Raw genomic sequence first — 25205 nt, 5'->3', positions numbered from 1 at the left:
GAGGCTAGATAGCTTTCCTATCCTTAGCCCCTACATTACTATTAGAAATATTATACTTGCTAGGAAAAGTAAAACTCCACCAGCAACAACTACTTTATCTAACATTTCGTTTTTTGTTTTGTGAGCACTTCTACCAAAAACGTTAGTTTCTTGGCCAGCTAGTGTTCCCAAACCATCAGTTTTTGGATCTTGCATTGTTACAGCTACTATAACTATTAGCGATGCAATCATCAAAACAACTGCTAAAAAGTTTTCCATTAAGACACCTCCGATTTCATCTTTTCATAGTATACCACTATTAGGCATCTTACGCAATTTATATAGACTAAGTTATTAATATAATACCCGAAATATTTTATTATAAAGAAAAAACGGGGTCACCCCCGCTTTTCTGATTTTTATTAGTCGTTGAATCTATCTTTTAGATTATAAAATGCTTTTAGGCCTTTAAATTCAGCATTTGTCCAAAGTTCATCTTCAATTCTTAATAATTGGTTGTATTTTGCAACACGGTCTGTTCTTGAAGGTGCACCTGTTTTGATTTGTCCAGCATTTACAGCTACTACAAGGTCAGCAATTGTAACGTCTTCAGTTTCACCAGATCTGTGAGAAACTACTGCTGTATATCCAGCTTGTTTTGCCATTTCGATAGCATTTAGTGTTTCTGTTAGGGAACCGATTTGGTTTACTTTGATTAGGATTGAGTTTGCAACATTTTCTTTGATACCTTTTTCAAGTTTTTCAGTATTTGTTACAAATAGGTCATCACCTACTAGTTGAACTTTGTTGCCAAGTCTTTCTGTAAGTTTTGCCCAACCTTCCCAGTCATTTTCATCTAGACCGTCTTCGATAGATACGATTGGATATTTTTCTACTAGACTTTCTAGCCAATCAATCATTTCATCTTCTGAGTAAACTGTTCCTTCACCTTCTAGGTGGTATTTACCATCTTCTTTGTTGTAGAATTCACTTGAAGCACAGTCCATAGCTATGAATACATCTTTACCTGGAACATAGCCTGCTGTTTCTATAGCTTCTACGATAATTTGTAGAGCTTCTTCGTTTGATTTAAGGTTTGGAGCGAATCCACCTTCATCACCAACTGCTGTGTTGTAACCCTTATCTTTTAGTACTTTTTTAAGGTTGTGGAATACTTCTGCACCCATTTGTAGGGCATGTGAGAATGTATCAGCACCTAGTGGGAAAATCATAAATTCTTGGATATCTACTGAGTTATCAGCGTGTTCCCCACCATTTAGAATGTTCATCATTGGTGTTGGAAGAAGTTTTGCATTTGGTCCACCAAGGTATGCATATAGTGGAAGTCCAGATTCATCTGCTGCTGCTTTTGCTACTGCAAGAGATACACCAAGGATAGCATTTGCTCCAAGATTTCCCTTGTTTTTTGTTCCATCTAGTTCAATCATAGCTTGGTCAATACCAACTTGATCAGTTACATCATAAACAAATACTAGTTCATCAGCAATTTTTTCATTTACATTTTCTACAGCTTGTTGAACAGATTTGCCTAGGTAGTAGCTATCATCTCCATCACGAAGTTCTACAGCTTCCCATTCACCTGTTGATGCACCACTTGGTACTGCAGCACGGCCAAAACCGCCAAGTTCTGTTTCTACTTCAACTTCTACTGTTGGATTTCCTCTTGAGTCTAAGATTTGTCTTGCATATACACTTGTAATTAAGCTCATTTATATATCTCCTTTTATTAATTATTTTCTATGATTTACTAGAGCAGCAAAGTCTTCTGCTTTAAGGCTTGCTCCACCTACTAGAGCACCGTCAATATTTTCTTTTGCCATTAGTTCCTTAACATTTGCTGGTTTTACAGATCCACCGTATTGGATACGTACTGCTTCTGCTGCTTCTTTAGAATATAAATCAGCAACTAAGTTTCTAATGTAAGCACACATTGCTTCTGCATCTTCAGCTGAAGCTGTTTTTCCAGTTCCTATTGCCCAAATTGGTTCATAAGCTATGATTAATTTCTTAACATCATCTTCGCTTACATCTTTAAGGTCAGCTTCGATTTGGGATTTTACCTTTTCTTCTTGCTTGTTAGCTTCTCTTTCTTCTAGAGATTCACCACAGCAAAGAATTGGTGTAAGGCCATGTTCAAATGCAGATAAAACTTTTTTATTGATTAGTTCATCGCATTCACCAAAGATGTCACGACGTTCAGAGTGACCCAATATTACATAGTCAGCCTTAATATCATTTAGCATTAGTGGAGAAATCTCTCCTGTAAATGCTCCTGACTCTTCAAAGTACATATTTTGGCCACCGAATTTAATGTCAGCTCCTTCTAATACTTTGGATGCTGCACATAAATCTATTGCTGGTACACAAACTCCTGCTTCTACTTCGCTATCAAGTTCTGTGCTTTTAATAGCCTCTAGTAGTTCTTTAGCTTCTGTAACAGTTTTGTTCATCTTCCAATTTCCAACGATTACTGGTTTACGCATTATATCTCCTTATTTATCTTCTATTGCAGAAATACCTGGTAGGTCTTTTCCTTCTAGGAATTCTAAGCTTGCTCCACCACCTGTAGAAACGTGGGTAATTTTATCCTTTAGGCCTGCCATTTCAATAGCAAGAGCAGAGTCTCCACCACCTACTATTGTTGTAGCATCAGCTTCAGCTAGTGCCTTTGCAACTTCATTGGTACCATTTGAGAATTCTTTGATTTCAAATACTCCCATTGGTCCATTCCAAACAACTGTTTTTGCTGCTTTGATTTTTTCAGCAAATAATTCTGCTGTCTTTGGTCCGATATCTAGAGCTTCTTTGTCAGCTGGAATGCTATCTATATCAACTATTTGAGTTTCTACTCCAGGAGCGATTTCATCTGCAATTACTACGTCAACTGGAAGTAGGATTTCTACTCCATTTTCCTTAGCTCTTTCTAGTAATTCAAGGGAAAGATCCATCTTGTCTTCTTCTAGAAGGGACTTGCCGATTTCCTTGCCTTGTGCTTTTAGAAAGGTGTAAGCCATGCCGCCACCGATAAGGATAGTGTCAACTTTTGTTAGTAAGTTTTCAATTACACCAATCTTATCAGATACCTTTGCACCACCAAGGATTGATACAAATGGTTTTTCTGGATCCTCCAAAGCCTTGCCCATAACATCAATTTCTTTTTCAATCAAGAATCCTACTGCTGAAGGTAGAATGCTTGCAACTCCTACATTTGATGAGTGTGCTCTATGGCTAGTACCAAAGGCATCATTTACATAAAGATCAGCAAGAGAAGCTAATTTCTTTGAGAACTCTTCATCATTCTTTGTTTCTCCACCTACATATCTGGTATTTTCTAGTAGAGCAAGTTCACCTTCTTTAAGATTTTCTACTTCTTCTATAACCTTATCATCTACTACTTCAGGACTTGGTAAAAAGTGGAATTTGTCACCGTAGTGGTTTTCTAACCATTCAGCAACTGGCTTTAAGTCAAATTCAGGATTTGCTTCTCCCTTTGGTCTACCTAAGTGGCTCATCAAGATAACCTTAGCATCATTTTCTAATAGGTAGTCAATAGTAGGAAGAGCCGCCTTAATTCTTGTATCATCAGCAATTTCGCCCTTGTTTTCTTTTGAAAGAGGAACGTTAAAATCAACTCTAACTAGTACTTTTTTTCCTTTAACATCTAAATCTTTTACAGTCTTTTTGTTCATAATTCACCTCATAAATAAAGGGGCAAGAGATAAATATCTCCGCCCCTATACTATCTCTTAAAGTTTAGCTAAATAATCAAGTGTTCTTACAAGGTTAGATACGTAACCTGCTTCGTTATCATACCAAGCTACTGTTTTTACGATTTGTGTATCGCCATTTTCAACAACTTTTGTAAGTTGTGAATCGAAAACAGATCCTGCTGGGTATCCGATTATATCGCTAGATACAACATCTTCAGTTTCATAAGCAAATGCATCAGATGAGTATTTTTTCATAGCTTCATTAACTTCTTCTACTGTAACTTTTTTCTCAAGGATTGAGTAAAGTTCTGTAACAGATCCAGTAATTGTAGGAACTCTTAGAGCTGTACCGTCGATTTTACCTTCAACTTCTGGTAACACTTTACCTACTGCTTTAGCAGCACCTGTTGAAGCTGGGATTGTATTTTGTGCAGCTGCACGTCCACCTCTAAGGTCTTTTTTAGTTGCTGGAGTATCTTGGATAGCTTGTGTTGCTGTGTATGCGTGGATTGTTGACATTTGTCCTGTAACAAATCCAAATTCTTTTACTAGTACATTTACCATTGGTGCAAGGCAGTTTGTTGTACAGCTTGCTGCTGAAACAACTGTTTCTGAACCATCAAGTATTTCGTGGTTTACACCGTAAACGATAGTTTTCATGTCACCTTTACCAGGAGCTGAGATAAGAACTTTTTTAGCACCAGCTTTGATGTGAGCTTCTGCTTTTTCTTTTTCTGTAAAGAATCCTGTACATTCAAGAACAACATCTACTCCTAGTTCACCCCATGGTAGGTCTTCTGGGTTTCTTTCAGCAAAGATTTTGATTTCTCTACCATTTACTTTGAAACCATCTTCTGTTTCTTCAAAATCACCATCAAATCTTCCTTGTGCTGTATCATATTTGAAAGCATAAGCAAGACCGTGTTTGTCAATAAGGTCGTTGATAGCTACTACTTCGATATCATCTTCTACTTTTGCTATTCTTCTTAGTGTTAAACGTCCGATTCTACCAAATCCATTAATTGCTACTTTAGTTGTCATTATTCCTCCTATAAGTTTTCTGTTTCTATAATAATACTTAACTATGTGTTAGGATTTTGTCAAGGTCATATAACTAGGTAATAGTTTTCCTAAATAAACTATTACCAAACTTGACCTTCCAAATACCTATTTGCCACCACTGCTGCTATACATCCATCACCTGCTGCTGTAACCATCTGGCGTACACTCTTGACTCTAGTATCACCGATTGCAAAAACACCTTCGATTTCAGTTTTCATATCGTCATCAGTTTTTATATAACCATGATCCAAATCAATAATACCTTCGAATATATCTGTTTGTGGAATGTACCCTACAAATATAAATACCCCAATTGGACCATTATCCTCACTTTTTAGTTCAGAAATTTCATGAGTTTTAACATTTTCTACAATAACAGATGTGGCATCCTTTTCACCCTTAATTTCATTTACAACAGAGTCTAGGACAAGTTTTATTTTATCATTTGCTTTTACCTTATCTACTACTACTTGACTTGCTCTAAATTCGTCACGTCTATGGATAATACTTACAGATTTGGCAAACTTGGTTAAGTATAGGGCTTCTTCTAGGGCGCTATCTCCACCACCTACTACAAATATATCAAGTCCAGTAAAAAATGGTCCATCGCAAGTCGCACAATAAGATACACCCCTATTGGCAAATTCATCTTCTCCCTTGGCTCCAAGTTTCCTGTGGCTAGCACCAGTAGAAATTATTACTACCTTAGCTTCAATCACTTCACCATCTTCTGTGTAGATTTTTTTAACCTTGTCTTCAAGCTCTACTTTTGTGACATTTGCAGTTTTAAATTCACAAAATTCCTTTGCCTGCTCATACATCCTGTCTGAAAGACACATTCCTGAAGCTTCTTCTATAGAACCTGGATAGTTTTCTACAAAGGCTGTGGTAGCAATTTGTCCACCTGGTATAGCCTTTTCTATAATCAAAGTATTAAGTTTGGATCTACCTGCATAAAGTCCTGCTGTAAGTCCTGCTGGACCTGCTCCTAATATTATTACATCATACATATTATCATCTCCTAAAAGTTAAATTTATTTTGTCTAAGTGCCTCATATAGGACAATTGATACCGAATTTGCTAGATTAAGAGACCTATCTATCTCTTTTGTCATAGGTATAGTGATTATCTTTTGGTAATATCTATCTAATATATCATTATCAATTCCTTCTCTTTCCCTTCCAAAAATTAGATAATCTCCGTCTTTAAATTCTACATCAGAATAAACTTTATCCGTTCCTGTTTCCACTAAGTAGAAATTTTTATCCTTTATAAATTCCAAAAATTCTTCTATAGAATCGTGTATGGTCAAATCTACTTTGTCCCAATAGTCGATTCCTGCTTTTTTTAATGATTTATCAGATAAGTCAAATTTGAAGGGTCTTACCAAATGTAACCTTGATTTAGTAAGGACACAAGTTCTACCAATGTTTCCGACATTTCCAGGGTATTCTGGAGCTAAAAGTACTATATTAAACACTTGGATTTTCCTTATTATATGCTAAGATTCTATCAACCGCATCGGCAATTCCTGAACTATTATTATCAGATACAGTATATTTAGCTAAATCTTTCAAGGCTTGGTTAGCATTTTCCATAGCAAATGAAAGTTCTGCACCTTGAATCATAGGAGTATCATTGTGGGAATCACCGATTGCAGCAATTTCTTCCTTACTTATACCCAAAAAGTCTGCCAACTCTAAGATCCCAGTCCATTTATTTACACCCATTTCCATAATCTCTATACTGCTCATTCCTGACGAAGTAATATAAAGATCTTTGCCAAATCTATCATTGAAAATCTCTACGATCTTATCTTCTCCATAAGGATGATATTTAAGATTGCCGACAAGGATTTTATAGGCATTTTTATTTCTTTCCTTTAGCCTTTTGTAAGGATCTTCAGAAATATTTAAATAGCATTGGACATTCATACCATAATCATTATCTATCAAAAGATGGTTAATACCTTTTTGGTTTAAGCGATTTGAATAAAAGGTATCCTCATCATAAAAATGATATATGCAATTATGTTCTGTACAAAAATCTATTAGCTCCTTTAAATGTTGGTCTTCTAGCGGGTGGGCAAATAAGACCTTTTCTTTATTTATCTTTACTATGGCTCCATTGTTAGCTATAACTGGGTTGTCAAGTTCAAGTAGCCCATTAAAATACTCGATTGATGTTGCTACCCTTCCCGAACAAAGCACTGACTTTACTCCACTCTGATTTAATCTTTGTAGGGCTTCTTTTGTAGCTGGGCTAAGCTTGCCATGGCTATTTAAGAGTGTCCCATCCATATCTATCGCAAATAATTTAATCATTCAAACTCCTATAATATAAGCAAAGTTTATTAAGATCACAAGTTTCACAAAGAGGTTTCCTAGCCTTACACACTTTTCTCCCATGTAAAATTAACTTTTTGTGGGTTATATTCCACTTTTCTCTTGGAACATTTCTTTCTAGATCTTTCTCTGTTTTCTCTACATTATTGGCATCAGCCATTCCTATCCTATTTGAAAGTCTAAAAACATGAGTATCTACAGGAAAAGCTGGTATATCAAAGGCATTGGCCAAAACTACATTGGCAGTCTTGTTACCTACACCTGGTAATTTTATAAGTTCACTTTTTTTATTTGGAACTTGACTATTGTAATCTTTAACCAAAATTTCACTTGTTTTTTTAATATTTTTTGCCTTATTTTTATATATTCCAACAGTTTTAATCCAATCTTCAATCTCTTTGATATCCATTTTACAAAAATCTTCTGGCCTGTTTGCAACTTTAAAAAGCTCACTTGTAACACTATTTACTCTAATATCAGTAGTCTGTGCTGAAAGCATTGTAGCAATGAGAGCTTCGAAAGGTGTTGTAAAATTTAAAAATTGATTAGAAGTATCTGGGTAAAGCCTATCTAGAATATCTAAAACTTCTTTTATTTCTTTTTTCTCTAAAATAATATCACCTTAACCTTTATATTAATTATACTTTTCTTTAATTATCTGGCATATTTATAAAAACCTATAAGCGTGGTATAATGTTTACTTAGATATGGAGTGATTTAATGTTTAATTTGAAAAAGAAAAATCTAAAAGATTTAGATATATTATTATTACTGGCAACCTTAGCTCTTTGTGTCTATGGCTTGGTTGTATTATATTCTGCTTATGGTGGTGATCTTTCAGCTATAAAGACACAAATAGGATCGACTGTTATAGGTTTTATGGCCATAGCCTTAATATGTACCATGGATTTAGATGTTATTAAAAAATCCTTGTGGGCGGTCTATGGACTTTCCATTTTTTTGCTAATTATTACTTTAATATTTGGTAGAGGACTTGATGAATGGGGTGCTAAATCTTGGGTCTATATAGGATCATTTTCTATACAACCATCTGAGATTGTAAAAATACTATTGATATTTTCCTTTGCAGCCTACCTTGATAAATATAAACTTACTATCAACGAAGTAAAAAGATTAGTAATTACCTTAGCTTTTGTAGGACTACCTATTACTTTGATACTCTTACAGCCAGACTTTGGTACAGCTATGGTTTATATTTTCTTCATTGCAGCTATGCTCTTTATTGCAGGTATTTCTTGGAAATGGATATTGATTTTTGCAGCTATTGGCCTTACAGCTGGTTTTATAGTTTTGACAAACCTTTCTGGTTACAGGGCTGATAGGATAGAAAACTTCCTAAACCCCTCTAGAGATACATCAGGTTCAAACTGGCAACAACAGCAAGGAATGATAGCCATAGGATCTGGTATGTTTAATGGCAGAGGCTATATGAAAGGGACGCAATCCCAATACGGTTATATACCTGAAAAGGAAACAGACTTTATTTTTTCAGTTCTTGCTGAAGAAATGGGTTTTCTAGGTGCAATTATACTAATTATTCTCTTTGCTATTGTAATCTTAAGATTAGTAGCTATAGCTAAGAATTCTCAAAATACTTTCATAAGTATTTTAGTAACTGGTATAGCAGCCATGCTCTTTATCCACATTTTTGAAAACATTGGAATGACTATTGGACTAATGCCTGTAACAGGGATTCCCCTACCTTTCTTATCATCTGGTGGTACCTTCCAATTAATCTGTTTGGCAGAAATTGGCCTTGCCCTATCAGCATCCATGCAAAAAACAATGAAAGATCCAGATGCCTTAGATGAAGAAGTTATTTCGATAATTGACCCAGCAAAAATTGCAATATCCAAAAAAAGACAAATTAAAACACCGTAAGTTTTCTAAACTTCGGTGTTTTCTTTTAATTTCCTATCTTTAACCATCTTTGTCTTAGAGAATTCTTCTCTCTCTTTTTCTTCGATTAAAGATGAAATTTCCTTTATTCTATCCTCTAGTTTTGGTATTTGAACCTTTTCTAGAGAATTTACTTTTTTACTTGTTTTTTTAATCTGCCTATCAAGGTTATTTATAGTCGTATCAAGTTCTGCTAATTTTAAAATTTTGCTTTTAAGCTCATTAAAAGATAGTACAGCTTGGTCAAATGTTTCATTTGTTTCATAAAATGAATATGATAAACTTAACTTTTGTGGAGTGAAATCTATGTCATAGACCTTTGTCTGCATAAATTCACTTTCCTTAAGGATTATACTATTATCAACTGGAAGAAGGCTTGCTATGTCATTTAGCTTTGCCTCTCCCATGGTAACCATAGCTTTTTTAAAGTTTTTGCTTACTCTAGCTATAGTTTCATTTACCTCATCATTTAGCTCATCTCTTTGTTTAATTTTTGAATCATGGGCTCCGATTAGAGCTTTTCTAGACTTATCTAGGATATCAAGACCTGTGTTTAGTAAGGATAATTGGTCTTTGGCTGCAATCAAATTGGCCTTGGTAGGGGCTGTTGATTTTATTTCCATATTAATTACCTATAAACTTATCCAAGTTTTCTGGACTTACTCTGTGAAGTTCTGTTCTTGGTAATATCTTAAGTATTTCCCGGCCTAAGTCTAAACTTTGGTCAAGCTCTCTATTTTCAGTTGGATCTTGAGATAGGAATCTTTTTTCAAACTCATCTCCAAATTCCAAATACTTTTTATCTATATCTGATAGGTCATCTTCACCAACGATTTGAGCTATATTTCTAACCTCACCTACATGGGAATATGATTCATATATTTGGTTCATCAAGTCTTCGTGGTCTGCTCTCGTATAGCCCTCACCAATACCATCTTTCATCAGACGGGATAGGGATGGAAGAACATTAATTGGTGGATAGATACCCTTATTAAATAGACCTCTATCAATTACAATCTGTCCCTCTGTGATATACCCTGTAAGGTCAGGTACTGGGTGGGTAATGTCGTCATTAGGCATGGTTAGTATTGGGATAAGTGTAACTGATCCCTTTGTTCCACGAATCATACCAGCTCTTTCATATAGAGTTGCAAGGTCAGAATAAAGGTAACCTGGATATCCCTTACGAGATGGAACTTCTTGTCTGATTGATGAAACCTCACGTAAGGCTTCAGAATATGAAGTCATATCTGTAATTATTACCAAAACATGGTATCCCTTTTCATAGGCTAAGTATTCTGCGGCAGTTAGGGCACATTTTGGAGCTATAAGACGTTCCATAATTGGGCTATCTGCAAGGTTTTGGTACATTACTACCTTATCACGGACACCAGCCTTATTGAAGGCATCTTCAAAAAACATTGCTTCATCTTTTTTGATTCCCATAGCTGCAAATACAAAGGCAAAGTCTTCGTCGGTTTTTAGCTTTGCTTGTCTAACAATTTGTGCTGCTATTTGGTTGTGGGAAAGACCGTAACCTGAAAATATAGGAAGTTTTTGTCCACGGATTAGTGTTGTTAGAGTATCTATAGCTGATATACCTGTTTGGATAAAGTCTCTTGGATACTCACGGGCAACTGGGTTTAGTGGTTCCCCTTCAACTGGGTAAGTTTTTTCTGCATATACTTCCCCACCATTATCAATAGGACGTGCTAGTCCATCGAAAGTTCTTCCCAAAATATTTTCATTTAGTGGAATTGCTAATGGTTTTTCCTCAAATTTGATTACTATATCGTCAAGAGAGAAGTCTTGTGTATTACCGAAAACCTCTATAGATATAGTATCATCGTCTATTTTTACGACTTGGCCTACAAAATCCATGCCAAGGGCATGAACTGATACTACAGCATTGTAGGCAACGTTAGCAACTTTTTCTATTTCTATGATGGAGGATTCAATTCTTTTTACTTTTGTGTATTCCTTACGCATTAATTCCTCCTTTTAAATTTAGGAAGTGAGATTCAATCGTATTATTAAGATCGACAAATTTGTCTAGATCATCATTTTTGATTGTATATTTCATCTGTGTAATATCATTGATCAAATCAGCACTGTACATATTTTTGTATTGGATACCAGCTTTGATGGCATTTTGTGAGTAATTGTAATAATTCTTGATTACTTCAAGCATTTTTATTTGCTTTTCTAATGGTACGTACTTATCTGTATCATTGTAGGCATTTTGTTGCAAAAATCCTACTCTTATTAGCTCAGCAACATCAAGGATATTTTTTTGGCTATCAGATAGGGCATCTTGTCCTACAAGCATAAGGATTGACCTTACTTCATCTTCTTGCAAAAGAACATTCATTAGTTCATTTCTTATAGCAATGATGTCAGTGCCTGTGTTCTCTTGATAGTAGGCTCTCATAGTATCTAGGTAGTTTGAGTATGAAGTCATCCAGTTAATAGCTGGGTAGTGACGTGAATAGGCAAGTTTTCTATCTAGTCCAAGAAATACATTTACTGACCTACGTGTGTTTTCTGTTACTGGTTCTGAAAAGTCACCACCAGATGGAGAAACAGCACCTATTAGAGTAACTGAACCTTCGGATCCATTTAGATTTGTAAAATAACCAGCTCTTTCATAAAATTGTGAAAGACGACTTCCTAGATATGCTGGATATCCTTCTTCTGCTGGTATTTCTTCCAAACGACCAGATATTTCACGAAGAGCCTCAGCCCATCTAGATGTAGAATCGGCCATAAGAGCAACGTGGTAGCCCATATCCCTAAAGTATTCTGCAATAGTAATACCTGTATAGATAGAAGCTTCACGGGCAGCTACTGGCATATTTGAAGTGTTTGCAATAAGAATTGTACGCTCCATTAGTCCATAGCCTGTATTTGGGTCGATTAGCTCAGGGAATTCTTCAAGTACTTGGGTCATCTCGTTGCCACGTTCACCACATCCAATGTAGATAATGATATCTGCATCAGCATATTGGGCAAATTGGTGTTGAAGCATAGTTTTACCTGTACCAAATCCTCCTGGAATAGCTACAGTTCCACCCTTTGCAACTGGGAAAAATACATCAAGTACCCTTTGACCGGTATTTAATAGAAGTTCTAGTGGACGAATTTTTTTAACTGGTCTTGGATTTCTGACTGGCCAATATTGATAAAGTTTTAGTTCCTTTTCGCCATCATTTGTATCTAAAACTACTACAGTATCTTCAATCTTATATGTTCCTGATGGCTTCACTGCTTTGACTGTCCCATCAAAACTACTCATTAGCCTGTGTTCAATAGTCTTAGTTTCCATTATTGTAGCGTAGATATCACCAACATGAACTTGGTCTCCTACAGCTACTTTCATTTCAACTTCCCAATCTTTATCTTCGTCTAGGTTTTCAAAACCGATACCTGAAGGTATGAAGGCTCCATTTTTATCTTGAATCTTTTCAAGAGGTCTTTCTATACCGTCAAACATATTTTTCAAAAGACCAGGTCCAAGTCTTACAGATAGGGGTCTACCTGTTGAAATTACTTCTTCTCCTGCTTTAAGACCAGAAGTATCTTCATAAACTTCTATGGTTGCAAAATCACCTTCTACTGATATTACCTCACCAATAAGTTTTAGACTTCCAACAGATACCATCTCACGAATCTTAAGGCTGCTGGCATCTTTAGCAACAACTACTGGTCCATTTATTGTTTTAATTTTTGGATTCATTAAAACTCTCTCTTTCAAACAGCTTATACAAGGTTCTTCCTATTTCATACTTATTGTCTTCTATTCTTGCCAAATAAGTTCTATTATATTGGTAAGAACCATCATTAGCCTTTAGGATAAAACCACCAATGTACTTATCATCCATTATTCCAAGATTTGGATAAGATAATATATCTTTGTCAGCTTCTTTTACAAGTATTGTAAAGTCACCTGGATCTTCATCAAGATTTTTAAGTGCTCTTTCAATATTTTCTCTTAGGCTCTTTTTGTAATCTTCTGTTTTTGTATATTCTTTAAGCTTATTTTTAATCTCACTTACCATATCATTTAAAAGGTACTCTTTGTGAGAATAAAAATTAGTTTTTTGCTCTTCTTCTAATTTAGAAATTTTTTCATTGCCACGAATTTGTGCAAAAGATCTTCTAGATTCTAAAGTTTTTTTCAAGTCTTTCTCTAGATTTTCTTTCTTTTCGTCAATTTGTGAACTATTTACATGTGTAGAATTATATAATTCTTTTTCACTTTTTGCTTTTTCCTCATCCCATACCATTTTTCTAAAGGTTGAGAGTTTGGCATTTAAATCGAGCATATTACCTCCAATTAACCATCTATTACAACAATCAAAGGAATACTTTCACTTTCTCTGTACTCTTTAACTTCTTTTGTAAGCCAGCCTTCGACAGTTTTTGTAAGAATCAAGACTGCAAGGTCATCTTCTTTTATTGAATCATAAAACTTATCTTTTGCTTCGTCATAGTTAGAAGTTTGTATTCCTTCAATTGATCCAAGCCTAAACATTACTATAAGACTTGGATCGTCAGTTAATATTCTAGCTTTCATTTTAAGCGTTAAGAATCATAATTGAGATGATAACACCAAAGATAGCGATACCTTCTGCTAGACCTACGAAGATAATTGTACGACCTAAGATAGATTGGTCTTCAGAAATTGCTCCAAGTGCTGCAGAACCTACATTGCCTACTGCAAAGCCTGTACCAATAGTAGCAAGACCAGTTGAAAGTGCTGCACCAATGTATTTTAGTCCATCAGCACTATTTGCTGCAGTACCAGCTGCTTCAGCTGCTGCTGATGAGTTTGCAGGCAATAGTAATACTACTATCATTGCCATTACTGGAACAAAAGTGAACAAATTGATTTTAAGTGCTTTTTTTATTTTATCTTTTGAAGAATCTTCGTTATTTTTTAATAAATATAAACCTGAGTAAATTGTAATTACTACAACAGCTAGTGCTAAAAATCCAATATTTTTTATCATAATTTTTCCTTATCTTTCCTTTTCTACTAGTTAAATTTTCTTTGATTAATTGGTCTAAATAAATGACCATTTCCTTCGTAATACTTGCTAAACATTTCGTAAAATTCTAGTCTTAGTCCTTGGATACCTACAATCATACCCTCTAGGCCAATTATAAATATATTTCCGATGACTAATAATATAAATCCTTTGATACCACCACCAACAAGTTTTGCCATAACTTCAAAAGCCATATACAATCCAACGTGGTTTATAGCAAAGGCTCCAACTCTTGTAAATGATACAAGATTTGAAAATACTGAAAGTAGGGCTTCTATCACTGAAAACGAACCTTCAAGATAGTAATCTCCCTTTGCTTGGTCGTATAGTTTCTTATTTCCTTCTAACTTTCTTGCTATAGGTTGCTTAAATACCATCATCACTATTGAAATTATAAGCAATATTAGGCCAATATTTTTAGGAACTGGACCTACATTTACAATTGCAAGAACTATTATAATAAATGAACTCATCATCATAAGTCCGGCAAGTCCCTCTTTACCAAAGATTCCTTCTTCGATATTTTTTTGGAGGTGGACTTTGTTATAAATACCAATTATATATGAAATCACCATTAAAGTTACACCAAATGCAACTGATGCAATTAGAACTGTCATGATGTTATCAAATGGTTTTATTAGTAAGGTCGGAATCAAATCTTCTCTACCAAAGAAAGATCCATACATAAGTCCAAAGATGGATGCTGATATTCCAATTCTTTTGAGTATTGCCCCAAAAGTTTCATTTTTCTTTGATAACCAGAATCCAAGTCCTAAGAAAACTAAACCTTGACCAAGATCACCAAACATTAGTCCGTATAGTAACATATATGTTATCGCAAAAAATGGTGTCGGGTCGATCTCATCATAGTTTGGAGCGCCATACATATTGACCATATATTCAAAAGGTCTTACAAACTTGTTGTTTTTAAGCTTTGTAGGAGGCTGTTCATTTAGACTATCCACATCCTTGGTTGTAATAATAGTATTTTTGTACTTATCTTCTAAGTTTTCGAATTTATTTAGTTCGCTTTCTGGCACCCATCCGGACAAGTAGAAATACTCATCACCATGAGCCATATTGTTCTTCAATTCGTCAGACTTTTTCTCATATTCAATAGAGTAAGAAATATTTCCAAGTATATCTTGGTAATCTCTATTGATTTCTTCTATTTGACTATTTATTTCATTCAGTCTTTTTTGGGTCTGACTTTGTTTTTCATCAATATCCTTAATCAACAAATCTTTAGGCAGGTCTTTATCGACAAAACCTAAAGTATTTACAGATCTAGATACATCCTTTTTTACCTTCTTAGGATAAATTAATAGATAATCTTCTTCATTTGAAGGTTTTTTATTATCCTTTTCAGGATTAACATTAAAATCAGAATTATTATCATTACTTATCCTAGTATCAGGATATTTGTCTGCCATATCTTCTAATTCCTTTAACTTTTTTTCAGGAACCTGGGCTGAGAAGTAGAAATATTTTTCACCATAGGCCATAGACTCTTCAAAATGCTCGGCCTTTTTTTGATGATTGATGTTATAAGATATATTATCTACTATATCTTTATAAGAATTTTTTAGATCATCAATTTTGTGATTAATGTTTTCTAGGTCCCTTCTTGTAACATCTAATTCATTTGCTATATTATAGTCAGTTTTTTTAAATGATAAATCTTTATCTACAAAACCCAATGAATTAATAGTTCTCGATATATCTTCTCGAACTTTATTTGGATAAAGTAATAGGTAATCATCTTCCAATCCCTGACTAATAATTCTAGGCTTATTTAATCTATTTGCCATATAACTTACATCTCAAAATCTTTATCTTCTATGAGGAAATCAACTATTCTATCAATAACCTCACCCTTATATTCTTTGTAGATACTATCCATAAAGTTTATTTTGGATTGGTAGTCAGCATTGATACTATTAATTTTATTATTAGCATCGTCCATTATTTCATTATATATTTTATCTGACTCTTCTTTTGTCTTTTTGTTGTATTCTTGGTCAAGAGAAAGAGATACATTTCTTGTATTTAATCTCTCATCAGCAAGAACTTTTTCTGTTTGATCGTTAAGATTATATGTTGCTTCATCTAGAGCATATATTTCTTCTATAGCATTTAGGCTGGCCCTATCTACGTCATTATCCAAGTGGATTATTAGAGATGGGATATTTTCATAGTTGTTTTTTAATATGAAGCGACCATCTTCAGAAACTGAACCATACCTATAATCAAAGAATTTGAGATTTTGGATTTTTTCTATATCAATATTATAATCTCTTAATTTGTCTACATTTTCTTTGTAAATGTTTAGTTGCCTAGATTTTTCTTCTAACTCTTCTTTTTCTTTTATTAATGACTTTAACCTATCATAGAATTCGTTAACTCGTTGGGGATCTACAAGATTCCCACTTTGACTATCGGCTAGATTTAGTGAATTTTTAAGTTCAACTAATTTTTCATTATAGCCGTCATCTTCTTTTTGAAAACCTGATAGTTTATTGATATCTTCTGTAATATCGACATTTTCAGCGCTTGCTCGTATATTAAATGTCCTATTTGTAACTTGGTTAAAGGCATCAACTGGTTCTATTTCACCAATCTTAATAACATCTTCAAGGAAGTTATCTAGATTATCCAAGTTAGATATCATGTTTACCAGATACATTTTTTCAACTGCCATTGTTACCTCACTATTAAATATTCTAAACGTTCATCTTTATTGAAACTATCATCTAATTCCATGAGGGCTTCTATATTTTCTCCACTAATAAAAATAATATTCATTGCAGAAATCACATATAATATGTCTGATTCTTCCTTAGTTATTTCACTTTTGTAAAGTTTCAGTTCATATTTTCTAATCTCTTTGTGAATATTATCAGTATTTGCAAAGACTTTTTTATACTTGCCCGATCTCATCTTTTCTAAAAACTCATCTTTTGATAATAGGGAAAGTTCTTTTAATCTTTCTCCATTAAAACTATTACCACCTTCAATCAGATAATTGAAAATATCACCATCATTGAGGTCATAATAGTTCTTGAGCCTATAAAGCATTTCAAAATTTAGTAGATTTATCTCTTCACCCAAAAATTTTCTAATAAGTTTATGCTCTTTTAATTTCTTAGACAATTTTAACAAGGATCTATAATAGAACTTCATTAGAGCATTACTTGTTAGAAATATTAAGTTCTCAGCCTGCATATTTTTATTTAAAAATGGTAGCAGGGTTCTATAGTATCTACTATTTTGATTTGCTTTTATAAAAGATTCCAAATCCATCTTGCTATCTAAAATGAAGTTTTCAGATAGAGGATTTGATTTGAAAGTCAGATAATTTCTAGAAAAATTGTCGTTTACAAGAGATTCAATTATCTCTTGCAAAAACAAAATCTCATATTTAGAAAAATATAGGTTAAAGAAGTCACTTTCAAGACCTGTTAGAAAATAATCTATACTTTTGATTTCTGCAAACATCCTCTTAAAATTGTTAGCTTCAAGATTAACCTTCTCCCTACTATAATCAATGTCGGGATAAGCTTTTGAAAGTATGTCAACTTTTTTATCAAAATCGCCATAGCTTGCAAGATTTAAGTAAAGATCATCATCGGGAATTCTTCCCATTTTAGCTTTTGCTTTTACTACTACATCTCTCATTTAAGTCATCTCCTTTAACGGATAAATAATAACACTTTTATAATAGTTATAAAAGCATAATAAATATTTGATATCATTTATAATTTAATTGATTATTAGTTAACCAATTCACCACTTATGGTAAATGAAGTATTATCTGTAATCTTGACCTTGACGATTTGACCAATCAAATCTTTTGGAGCCTTAACATGAACTAGTTTAAAGGTATCAGTTCTACCTGTTAGAATTTCAGGATTATTTTTTGATTCACCCTCTATGAGAACTTCTACAGTGCGGCCAATATATTCCTTGTTCTTTTGATTGAATATTGGATATAGCTCATCTAGAAGCCTTTGGAACCTACCTTGAACTATATCTTCATCTATTGTAGGCATCTTTGCTGCCACTGTCTTTGGTCTAGGGCTATACTTAAAAGTAAAGGCTGAATCAAATTCAATTTCTTTACAAGCATCTATTGTTGCCTGGAAATCTTCTTCTGTTTCTGTAGGGAATCCTACTATAATATCAGTAGAAAGTGCTATGCCCGGTATTTCTTCTCTTAATTTATTTGCTCTTTCAATATATTTTTCAATTGTATAATGACGGTTCATTTTTTTTAGTACTTCATTTGATCCTGATTGCATAGGAAGGTGGAAGTAATTGCAAATGTTGTCATTATCTCGCATTACATAAATTAACTCATCTGATAAATCTTTTGGATGGCTTGATGTAAATCTTAATCTTTCTACACCAGGTATTTTTGCAACCCTATTTAACAGTTCTGGGAAAGTAAAGCCATCATTAGTCTTGTTGCCGTATGAATTTACATTTTGTCCTAATAATGTGAATTCTTTAAAACCTTGACCAGCTAAATATTCAACTTCTTCTATGATTGAGTAAGGCCTTCTGGATTCTTCTCTACCCCTTGATTCTGGAACTATGCAATATGAACAGAAATTATCACAGCCACGCATTATATTTACATAGGCTTGGAAGTTGTTGGTAGAGTTGTATTTTTCAAAATCATCTTTCGCATTATCAGTTGATACATCAACTACCCTTTCCCCAGTTTCAAGATATCTATATATCAAACCAGCCAGTGAATTGATGTTTTTTGTACCAAATACTATATCAACTTCTCTATGTTTTGTTACTATCACCTCTCTTGCTGTTGACGTTTGCATCATACAACCAGATACTGCTATAATTTTTTCTGAATGAGCTTTCTTAAGTTTTTTAAGTGATGATACCTGACCATATAGTTTTAGTTCTGCATTCTCACGAACCAAACATGTGTTAAATAGGATAAAGTCAGCTTCTTCTCTTATTTCTGTATAAGTATATCCTAAATCTTCTAGTATATAAGATATTCTCTCAGAATCATGCTCATTCATTTGGCAACCAAAAGTTGTTATATTGTATTTCTTACCTTTAAAATAATCTTTATATTTTTCTTTAATTTCCATTTACTCCTCATTGAAAAAAGAAGATGACTTTAATCACCTTCTTTTATTTTTAATTTTTATAGATTTTCTTATTCTATTTCTTCGTCAGCTTCAGCTTCACTTGCTTCTTCTTCAGCTATTGATTCAGCAGCTTCTTCTGTGTTGATTTCTGTTTCGCTAACTTCTTCATGTTCTTCAACATTTTCGCTAGCTTCGATATCATCTATAACTCCATCAACTTCGCTTTCTTCGCCGATAAGATCTGTTTCACCAGCACCAAGTAGAGCTTGTTCTAGAAGATTACCTAGGTTGTTGTTTAGGTCAGCATCTGAAGAGAAGTTTTGGCTTTGACTTCTTTCTGCTTTTCTTCTTGGTCTATTTTGGTTATTGTTAGCTCTGTTTTCTCTTCTAGGTTTTCTTTCTGGTCTTTCTGGAGCTTCTTCTAGTTGTTTGATTGATAAACCAACTTTTTCTTCTTCTTTGTCAATTGATATAATCTTAACTTCGATTTCATCACCAACATTAAGTTCATCAGATGGTTTTTCAACGTGATCCCAAGAAATCTCTGATACGTGAACTAAACCTTCAACTCCGTCAGCTACTTCTACAAATGCGCCAAAGTCAAGTAGGTTAACAACTTTACCTTTTACTACATCGCCAACTTCGTGGCTGTTTACAAAGGAATCAAATGGTTTGTCAAGTAATTGTTTGCGTCCAAGAGAAATTCTGTTCTTTTCTTTGTTTAGTTTTAAGATTTTAACTTCGATTTTATCTCCAACATTAAGTACATCAGATGGAACTTCAACTCTGCTCCAAGCAATGTCAGAAACGTGAAGTAATCCGTCAAGTCCATTTACTTCAACGAAAGCACCGAAGTCTGTAAGTCTAGCAACTTCACCTTCTACAACTTGACCTTCTTCAAGTTCTTCCCATCTTTCCTCAAGTTCTCCTTCAAGAACGTCTTTACGAGATAAAACTAATCTATTTTTTCTTTCGTCAATAGAAACAATCTTTAAATCCCATGTTTCACCAACGAATTTTTTGAAGTTTTTAACAAAATATGTTGCAACTTGGCTTGCAGGAATGAATCCTTGGATTCCGTTAACTTCAGCAGTTAAACCACCTTTGTTAAATCCTGTTACATGGCCTTCAACTATTTCATCGTTTTCATATTTTTCTAATAGTTCTTTCCAGCTCTTCATTCCTAGAACTCTTCTTGTTGATAATGATACGTTTCCTTCACCATCATCAAGTTTAATAACATAAACATCAAGTTCTGATCCTACTTCAAAATGTTCTTTAGGATTTTCTCTTTCTTCTTCTGTCATTTCATCAAGTTTTATGATACCATCTGCACGGTATTGAATGTCAACAAAAACCTCATCTTCTTTAACATCGATAACTGTTCCTGTTACAATATCTTTTGGATAGATTTTTTTCATACTATCTTCAAGACTATTCATAAAATCTTCTTTTGTAAATTCATCCATTTTACTTACTACCTCCTCAATAATCTCATCAGGTGTGGACGCACCCGCGATTATTCCAATTTTTTTAAATTCTGAGAGCTTTTGCAAAGGTAGATCTTTAACAGTTTCAATCCTAAAAACATTATTATTATACAAACTTGCCACGTCATATAGCTTATTTGTATTAGAACTATTAAAACCACCAACTACAATCATACAATCTACATCCTTAGCAAGGTCTTTTGCTGAATCTTGCCTTAGTTTTGTAGCATTACAAATTGTGTTATCTATTACTACACTATCATTATTATCTTTTAAGATGTTCGCAACATTGTAGTAAAAATCCGACCTATTTGTAGTTTGACTTACTACATAGATTGGCTTCTTACATCTAATATTTTTTGCTTCAGTCTCATTCGTTATTATTATACCATCTTTTAAATAAGAGTCCATAGCTTTTATCTCTGGATGATTCCTATCTCCGATGATAATTACCTGGTATCCTTCTTCTTCTTTTTCCATTATTTTTTTATATATATTTGTAAGAACTGGACAAGTTGCATCTAAGATTTCATTGCCATTTTCCACTAGGGCTTTTTTGAAATCTGCACTTTCTCCATGAGCTCTTATAAGTATCAAAGAATCCTTGATATTTAGGGCTTCTTCTTTTGTAATTACCTTTAGTCCTTCTTCTTCCAGTTTTCCTACAAGTTGTGGATTATGGATTAATGGTCCTACTGTATACTTTTCTTTCGTGCTTTCTAGGGCTTGGTGGGCCAAATCTACCGATCTTTTTACACCAAAGCAAAATCCAGAATTATCAGCTATAATTATTTGCATTTCTACCTTCTATTTCTCCCAATTTACTAGTATAAATCTTTGTAAAAACTTCATCTGTCATCTCTTCCATGGCTATTTTTGTTTTCATATCCAAATACTTATCAAGTCTTACAGGCTCGTGAATATTTACAAAAGTTTTTCTAAATGGCTTAAAGGTTGAAATAATCTCAACAGGAATGATATCAACTTTTGCTTTTAAAGCCATAAAGCTAACCCCATCTTTCATATTGGCCCTATCAATATTCTTAGTTCTTGTTCCTTCTGGCATAATCCCTATAGTCTTGTCTTCTTTAAGCAATTTAATACAATGTTTAAGACTTGCCAAGTCTCTACCATCTCTTTCCACTGGGATTACTCCAAGTTTTTTTACTATCCAACCTACAATTGGCCAAGTAGTGATTTCCTTTTTGGCCACAAAGTGTATTTGATTTGGAATAGAAATAGCCAAAAATATCGGATCCCAATTGGACTTATGATTGGCACATAAGATATAGTCATTATTTTCCGGCAAATTTTCAAGTCCATTCACATGTATTCTCATAATAGGCTTTATAAAGAATATCAAGATAGCCCTTGAAACTTTATAAAACATCTTCTTTATCCATATGGCTTAAAATAGCATCTATAGTTTGGTCTATGCTTTGATTAGAGCTATCAATCTCAATTGCATCGTCTGCCTTTCTAAGAGGCGAGTTTTCCCTTGATGAATCGTAAAGGTCCCTATCTATTATAGATTTCTCTATTTCTTCGATGGTTAAATCTGACTCATTTTGCAAAAATCTCCTCCTAGCCCTTTCTTTGCTTGAGGCTGTCAGATAGAATTTATATTTTGCATCAGGAAATACAACTGTGCCAATGTCCCTTCCATCTAAAACAAAAGATTTTTCATTGGCTATGTCTCTTTGCATTGATACTAGCTTTTCTCTTACTAGAGCATTTGCTGAAACCCAAGATACATTTTTAGTAACTTGGTCAGTCCTAATATCTTTTTCAATATTTTTGTCATTTAAATAAATCTCGTTGTCTATAAAATTTATTTTTATCTTATCAAGCATTGTAAGTATTTGCTCATCACTTGTATCTTCATTTGCATTATTTTCTAAGAAAAAATGAGTAACGGCCCTATACATAGCTCCTGTATTTAAATATTGTATTTTTAAAATCTCTGCTAATTCATTTGATATTGTTGATTTGCCCGAACCACTTGGTCCATCTATTGCAATAATATATGTCATAATTTCTCCTTTATAGCATTAGCTGCTGCATAGGCACTAGTGAAAGCAAGCTGTAAGTTATATCCACCTGTTAGTCCGTCTATATCAAGAATCTCACCTATAAAATATAGGCCGGAAACTTTTTTTGATTCCATAGTTTTGGGATTTATTTCATCCACATCTACTCCACCCTTTGTAATAACAGCAGTATTAAATCCACCAAATCTATCAAAGGTTAATTTAAAATTTATAATATTTTCTATTATACTATGACGCTCTTTTCTTGTAAGCTCTGATGCTTTCTTAGACAAAGCCACCCTTGACCTACTTAAGATAATAGGACACAGTGCTTCAGCTATATATTCTTTAAGAATATTTACCACATCTTTCTTTGGATTTTCATTTAACAATTCTAAAATTTCCGTATCCATCTCATCAAAATCCTTGCCTACAAAGTCAAGTTCTAACTCTTTGATATTTTCATTGATAGCCATAGATGAAATTTTCAAAACACTTGGACCTGTTATAAAGTCTTTTGTTATTAGAACTGGTCCAACATCTGCTATAGATGCCCTATCACCTATAAGCTTTATCCCTATACTGTCGAAGGATAGGGCTTTTATGGTTTTCAAATCCTTATCCTTAAAAAATATAGGAACTAAGGACGGCCTTAATTTTGTTATACTATGGCCAAAGTCTCTGGCAAAATTATATCCATCACCAGTCGAGCCAGTATTGGAATATGAAAGTCCGCCTGTTGCAATGATTAGATAGTCGAATTGATAATCTTTTATTGCTGTAGATACTAGAAATTTGTCATTCTTTTTGATTTTTAGGACCTCAGCATTTGTAACAAGCTTGATGTTTTTCTCTACTATCAACTTTTCAAAAAAGCTAATAACATCTTTGGCTTTTTGTGACTTAGGAAAAATCCTGTCATCGTCTTCTCTCACTAGTTCTAGGCCATTATTTTCAAAAAATTCAATACTAGCATAATTATCGCAAAGATTAAAGGCAGAGTATATAAACTTTTTGTTAGTAACAATATTGTCCAAAAATCCATCATAGTATTTGCCATTAGTAATATTGCACCTACCATTGCCTGTCATAAGAATCTTCTTGCCTATTTCAGAATTTTTCTCTAATATGGTAACTTCGTTATTTTCATTTTTTAAGTTTACGGCAGCATAGAGTCCGCTTGCTCCAGCTCCGATAATTCCGATTTTTTTCATATACTATAAAAATTCTACCATAAAAAAATAAATAGATAACTATTCCTTAATCAATCTAACAAAATCCATTTCTTTTTGGTCAAATCTCCTATACTGACCTTCTTTCAAATCATCAAGGTAAATGGCGCCAATTTTCTCTCTTTTAAGGTCAACAACATTAGAACCTAGTACATCAAACATTCTCCTAATTTGGCGATTGTACCCTTGTCTTATCTGGACCCTATAAGTATTTGCTCCAATATATTTTATCAAAGCTTCAGAAGTAAACTCATTGTTGCCTATATCAAGGCCTGTTTTAAACTTTTGAATTTGATCTTTATCTAAAAGTCTATCAACTTTTACCACATATTCTTTGCTAATTCCAGATGATGGATGAGTAAGAGAATTAGTAAAATCACCATCGTTGGTAATTATTAAAAGTCCGTGGCTATCCTTATCAAGCCTACCTGCAGCAAAAAATCTTTGGTCAATATCTATTAAATTATTCAAATCTTTGTCATTGTGGGGATCAAAGTTGCTAGTAATGTAGCCAACTGGTTTGTTTAGTTTATAGTAGACGTATTCTTCTACTTTTAATATTTCTCCGCCAATAGAAACCAGATCAGAATCTCCTATATCATAACCAAGCTCAGTTAAGACTTTTCCATTGACCTTAACTTTGCCTGCTTTAATCAATTCATCTGCTTTCCTACGTGAACTAAACCCAGACTTGGCGATAAATTTATTTATCCTCATATATATCCTCACTTGTATCCTTTATCTCTGGCAATTCTGACAAATCTTTTATATCAAAATATTGCAAAAATAAGTTTGTAGTTGCATATATAATTGGTTTGCCAATTTTATCAAGCCTACCATTTTCTCTAATCAGTCCCCTATCAAGAAGATTGTCTATGGTTGTTTGTGAACTTACCCCCCTAATCTTATCTACCTCTGCCCTTGTGATTGGCTGTTTGTAGGCAACAATTGATAGGGTTTCTAGGGCTGATGAAGTGAGTTTCTTGGGGCTTTGCTTTACTAAAGATTCAAAATACTTGTCATGCTTGGCCCTTGTTACAAATTGGTAAGAGGTGTCAAATTCTTTGATTATAAGTCCACTATCCTTAGAATTCCTCTGATCAATCATTTCTTCTAAGGCTATTTTTATTTGATTTTTATCACTATCTTTAATAATCTTGCTTAAATCATCAATATCAATGGGCTGGCCCCACACATATAAAATTTCTTCTATTAAGCCTTTTAGATAATCATTTTCCATAT

At 33.7% G+C, this 25205-nt stretch carries 26 protein-coding genes; 1 reads left to right on the top strand and 25 read right to left on the bottom strand.

Annotated features, from left to right (window positions below; genetic code table 11):
- Nucleotides 1-30: 30 nt before the first annotated feature.
- The 9 genes from secG to nth form a co-directional block, all read right to left on the bottom strand.
- Nucleotides 31-258, bottom strand: coding sequence for a preprotein translocase subunit SecG (gene secG / locus BN38_RS05995; RefSeq protein ID WP_044566061.1), 228 nt, complete (start codon nucleotides 256-258; stop codon nucleotides 31-33).
- Nucleotides 259-401: 143 nt separating this feature from the next.
- Nucleotides 402-1709, bottom strand: a complete 1308-nt coding sequence (gene eno / locus BN38_RS05990) for a phosphopyruvate hydratase (RefSeq protein ID WP_044566060.1) — start codon at nucleotides 1707-1709, stop codon at nucleotides 402-404.
- Between the two features lie 21 nt (nucleotides 1710-1730).
- A complete protein-coding gene (gene tpiA, locus BN38_RS05985; RefSeq protein ID WP_044566059.1) occupies nucleotides 1731-2483 on the bottom strand; it encodes a triose-phosphate isomerase in 753 nt (250 codons plus the stop codon).
- Nucleotides 2484-2492: 9 nt separating this feature from the next.
- On the bottom strand, nucleotides 2493-3689 hold the full coding sequence (locus BN38_RS05980) for a phosphoglycerate kinase (protein ID WP_044566058.1): 1197 nt from the start codon (nucleotides 3687-3689) through the stop codon (nucleotides 2493-2495).
- Nucleotides 3690-3746: 57 nt separating this feature from the next.
- Complete coding sequence (gene gap / locus BN38_RS05975; protein ID WP_044566057.1) at nucleotides 3747-4751, bottom strand: type I glyceraldehyde-3-phosphate dehydrogenase; 1005 nt, start codon at nucleotides 4749-4751, stop codon at nucleotides 3747-3749.
- A 101-nt stretch (nucleotides 4752-4852) separates the two neighbouring features.
- Nucleotides 4853-5782 (bottom strand): thioredoxin-disulfide reductase, encoded by a 930-nt coding sequence (trxB, locus tag BN38_RS05970; RefSeq protein WP_044566056.1) that lies wholly within the window; start codon nucleotides 5780-5782, stop codon nucleotides 4853-4855.
- A gap of 11 nt (nucleotides 5783-5793) precedes the next feature.
- A complete protein-coding gene (locus BN38_RS05965) occupies nucleotides 5794-6252 on the bottom strand; it encodes a tRNA (cytidine(34)-2'-O)-methyltransferase (protein WP_044566055.1) in 459 nt (152 codons plus the stop codon).
- A complete protein-coding gene (locus tag BN38_RS05960; RefSeq protein ID WP_044566053.1) occupies nucleotides 6245-7096 on the bottom strand; it encodes a Cof-type HAD-IIB family hydrolase in 852 nt (283 codons plus the stop codon). Before BN38_RS05960 ends, BN38_RS05965 begins: the two co-directional genes overlap by 8 nt.
- Nucleotides 7089-7733: an endonuclease III gene (gene nth, locus BN38_RS05955; protein ID WP_044566052.1), complete on the bottom strand. Its 645-nt coding sequence runs from the start codon at nucleotides 7731-7733 to the stop codon at nucleotides 7089-7091. The genes BN38_RS05960 and nth overlap by 8 nt, the downstream gene beginning before the upstream one ends.
- A 104-nt stretch (nucleotides 7734-7837) precedes the next feature.
- Here nth and rodA point away from each other — a divergent pair, with 104 nt between their 5' ends.
- A complete protein-coding gene (gene rodA / locus BN38_RS05950; RefSeq protein WP_044566051.1) occupies nucleotides 7838-9019 on the top strand; it encodes a rod shape-determining protein RodA in 1182 nt (393 codons plus the stop codon).
- Between the two features lie 5 nt (nucleotides 9020-9024).
- Here the strand turns inward: rodA and BN38_RS05945 are convergent, their stop codons facing one another.
- From BN38_RS05945 to scpB, 16 genes are all read right to left on the bottom strand, one after another.
- Nucleotides 9025-9660: a V-type ATP synthase subunit D gene (locus BN38_RS05945; protein ID WP_044566049.1), complete on the bottom strand. Its 636-nt coding sequence runs from the start codon at nucleotides 9658-9660 to the stop codon at nucleotides 9025-9027.
- A 1-nt stretch (nucleotide 9661) separates the two neighbouring features.
- Nucleotides 9662-11026 carry a V-type ATP synthase subunit B gene (locus BN38_RS05940; RefSeq protein WP_044566048.1) on the bottom strand — a complete coding sequence of 455 codons (1365 nt, stop codon included), beginning with the start codon at nucleotides 11024-11026 and terminating at the stop codon, nucleotides 9662-9664.
- Entirely contained in the window at nucleotides 11019-12773 is a 1755-nt protein-coding gene (locus BN38_RS05935) for a V-type ATP synthase subunit A (protein WP_044566047.1), read from the bottom strand. Before BN38_RS05935 ends, BN38_RS05940 begins: the two co-directional genes overlap by 8 nt.
- Nucleotides 12757-13362: a V-type ATP synthase subunit E gene (locus BN38_RS05930; protein WP_044566046.1), complete on the bottom strand. Its 606-nt coding sequence runs from the start codon at nucleotides 13360-13362 to the stop codon at nucleotides 12757-12759. The genes BN38_RS05935 and BN38_RS05930 overlap by 17 nt, the downstream gene beginning before the upstream one ends.
- Before the next feature lie 11 nt (nucleotides 13363-13373).
- Nucleotides 13374-13613: a V-type ATP synthase subunit F gene (locus BN38_RS05925; RefSeq protein WP_044566045.1), complete on the bottom strand. Its 240-nt coding sequence runs from the start codon at nucleotides 13611-13613 to the stop codon at nucleotides 13374-13376.
- Between the two features lies 1 nt (nucleotide 13614).
- The gene (locus BN38_RS05920) at nucleotides 13615-14049 is read right to left on the bottom strand and encodes an ATP synthase subunit C (protein WP_044566044.1); all 435 of its coding nucleotides are present in this window, start codon (nucleotides 14047-14049) and stop codon (nucleotides 13615-13617) included.
- A gap of 26 nt (nucleotides 14050-14075) precedes the next feature.
- Nucleotides 14076-15899, bottom strand: coding sequence for a V-type ATP synthase subunit I (locus tag BN38_RS05915; protein WP_230197734.1), 1824 nt, complete (start codon nucleotides 15897-15899; stop codon nucleotides 14076-14078).
- A 5-nt stretch (nucleotides 15900-15904) separates the two neighbouring features.
- Nucleotides 15905-16789: a V-type ATP synthase subunit I domain-containing protein gene (locus BN38_RS05910; protein WP_044566043.1), complete on the bottom strand. Its 885-nt coding sequence runs from the start codon at nucleotides 16787-16789 to the stop codon at nucleotides 15905-15907.
- Nucleotides 16790-16791: 2 nt separating this feature from the next.
- Entirely contained in the window at nucleotides 16792-17766 is a 975-nt protein-coding gene (locus BN38_RS05905) for a V0D/AC39 family V-type ATPase subunit (protein ID WP_044566042.1), read from the bottom strand.
- A 95-nt stretch (nucleotides 17767-17861) separates the two neighbouring features.
- Nucleotides 17862-19211, bottom strand: a complete 1350-nt coding sequence (gene miaB / locus BN38_RS05900) for a tRNA (N6-isopentenyl adenosine(37)-C2)-methylthiotransferase MiaB (protein WP_044566041.1) — start codon at nucleotides 19209-19211, stop codon at nucleotides 17862-17864.
- Nucleotides 19212-19279: 68 nt separating this feature from the next.
- Entirely contained in the window at nucleotides 19280-21499 is a 2220-nt protein-coding gene (locus tag BN38_RS05895) for a bifunctional 4-hydroxy-3-methylbut-2-enyl diphosphate reductase/30S ribosomal protein S1 (RefSeq protein ID WP_084593762.1), read from the bottom strand.
- Nucleotides 21480-22091 (bottom strand): lysophospholipid acyltransferase family protein, encoded by a 612-nt coding sequence (locus BN38_RS05890; protein ID WP_044566040.1) that lies wholly within the window; start codon nucleotides 22089-22091, stop codon nucleotides 21480-21482. Before BN38_RS05890 ends, BN38_RS05895 begins: the two co-directional genes overlap by 20 nt.
- Nucleotides 22081-22734, bottom strand: a complete 654-nt coding sequence (gene cmk / locus BN38_RS05885; protein WP_044566039.1) for a (d)CMP kinase — start codon at nucleotides 22732-22734, stop codon at nucleotides 22081-22083. The genes BN38_RS05890 and cmk overlap by 11 nt, the downstream gene beginning before the upstream one ends.
- Nucleotides 22731-23945 (bottom strand): BaiN/RdsA family NAD(P)/FAD-dependent oxidoreductase, encoded by a 1215-nt coding sequence (locus tag BN38_RS05880; RefSeq protein WP_044566038.1) that lies wholly within the window; start codon nucleotides 23943-23945, stop codon nucleotides 22731-22733. Before BN38_RS05880 ends, cmk begins: the two co-directional genes overlap by 4 nt.
- 39 nt (nucleotides 23946-23984) lie before the next feature.
- Nucleotides 23985-24680, bottom strand: a complete 696-nt coding sequence (locus tag BN38_RS05875) for a pseudouridine synthase (RefSeq protein ID WP_044566037.1) — start codon at nucleotides 24678-24680, stop codon at nucleotides 23985-23987.
- Nucleotides 24667-25203, bottom strand: a complete 537-nt coding sequence (gene scpB / locus BN38_RS05870) for an SMC-Scp complex subunit ScpB (RefSeq protein ID WP_044566036.1) — start codon at nucleotides 25201-25203, stop codon at nucleotides 24667-24669. The genes BN38_RS05875 and scpB overlap by 14 nt, the downstream gene beginning before the upstream one ends.
- Between the last annotated feature and the right edge of the window lie 2 nt (nucleotides 25204-25205).

This window comes from Anaerococcus provencensis, from assembly GCF_000312365.2.
GTDB lineage: Bacteria > Bacillota > Clostridia > Tissierellales > Peptoniphilaceae > Anaerococcus > Anaerococcus provencensis.
This window is presented reverse-complemented; position numbering and strand designations above follow the sequence as displayed.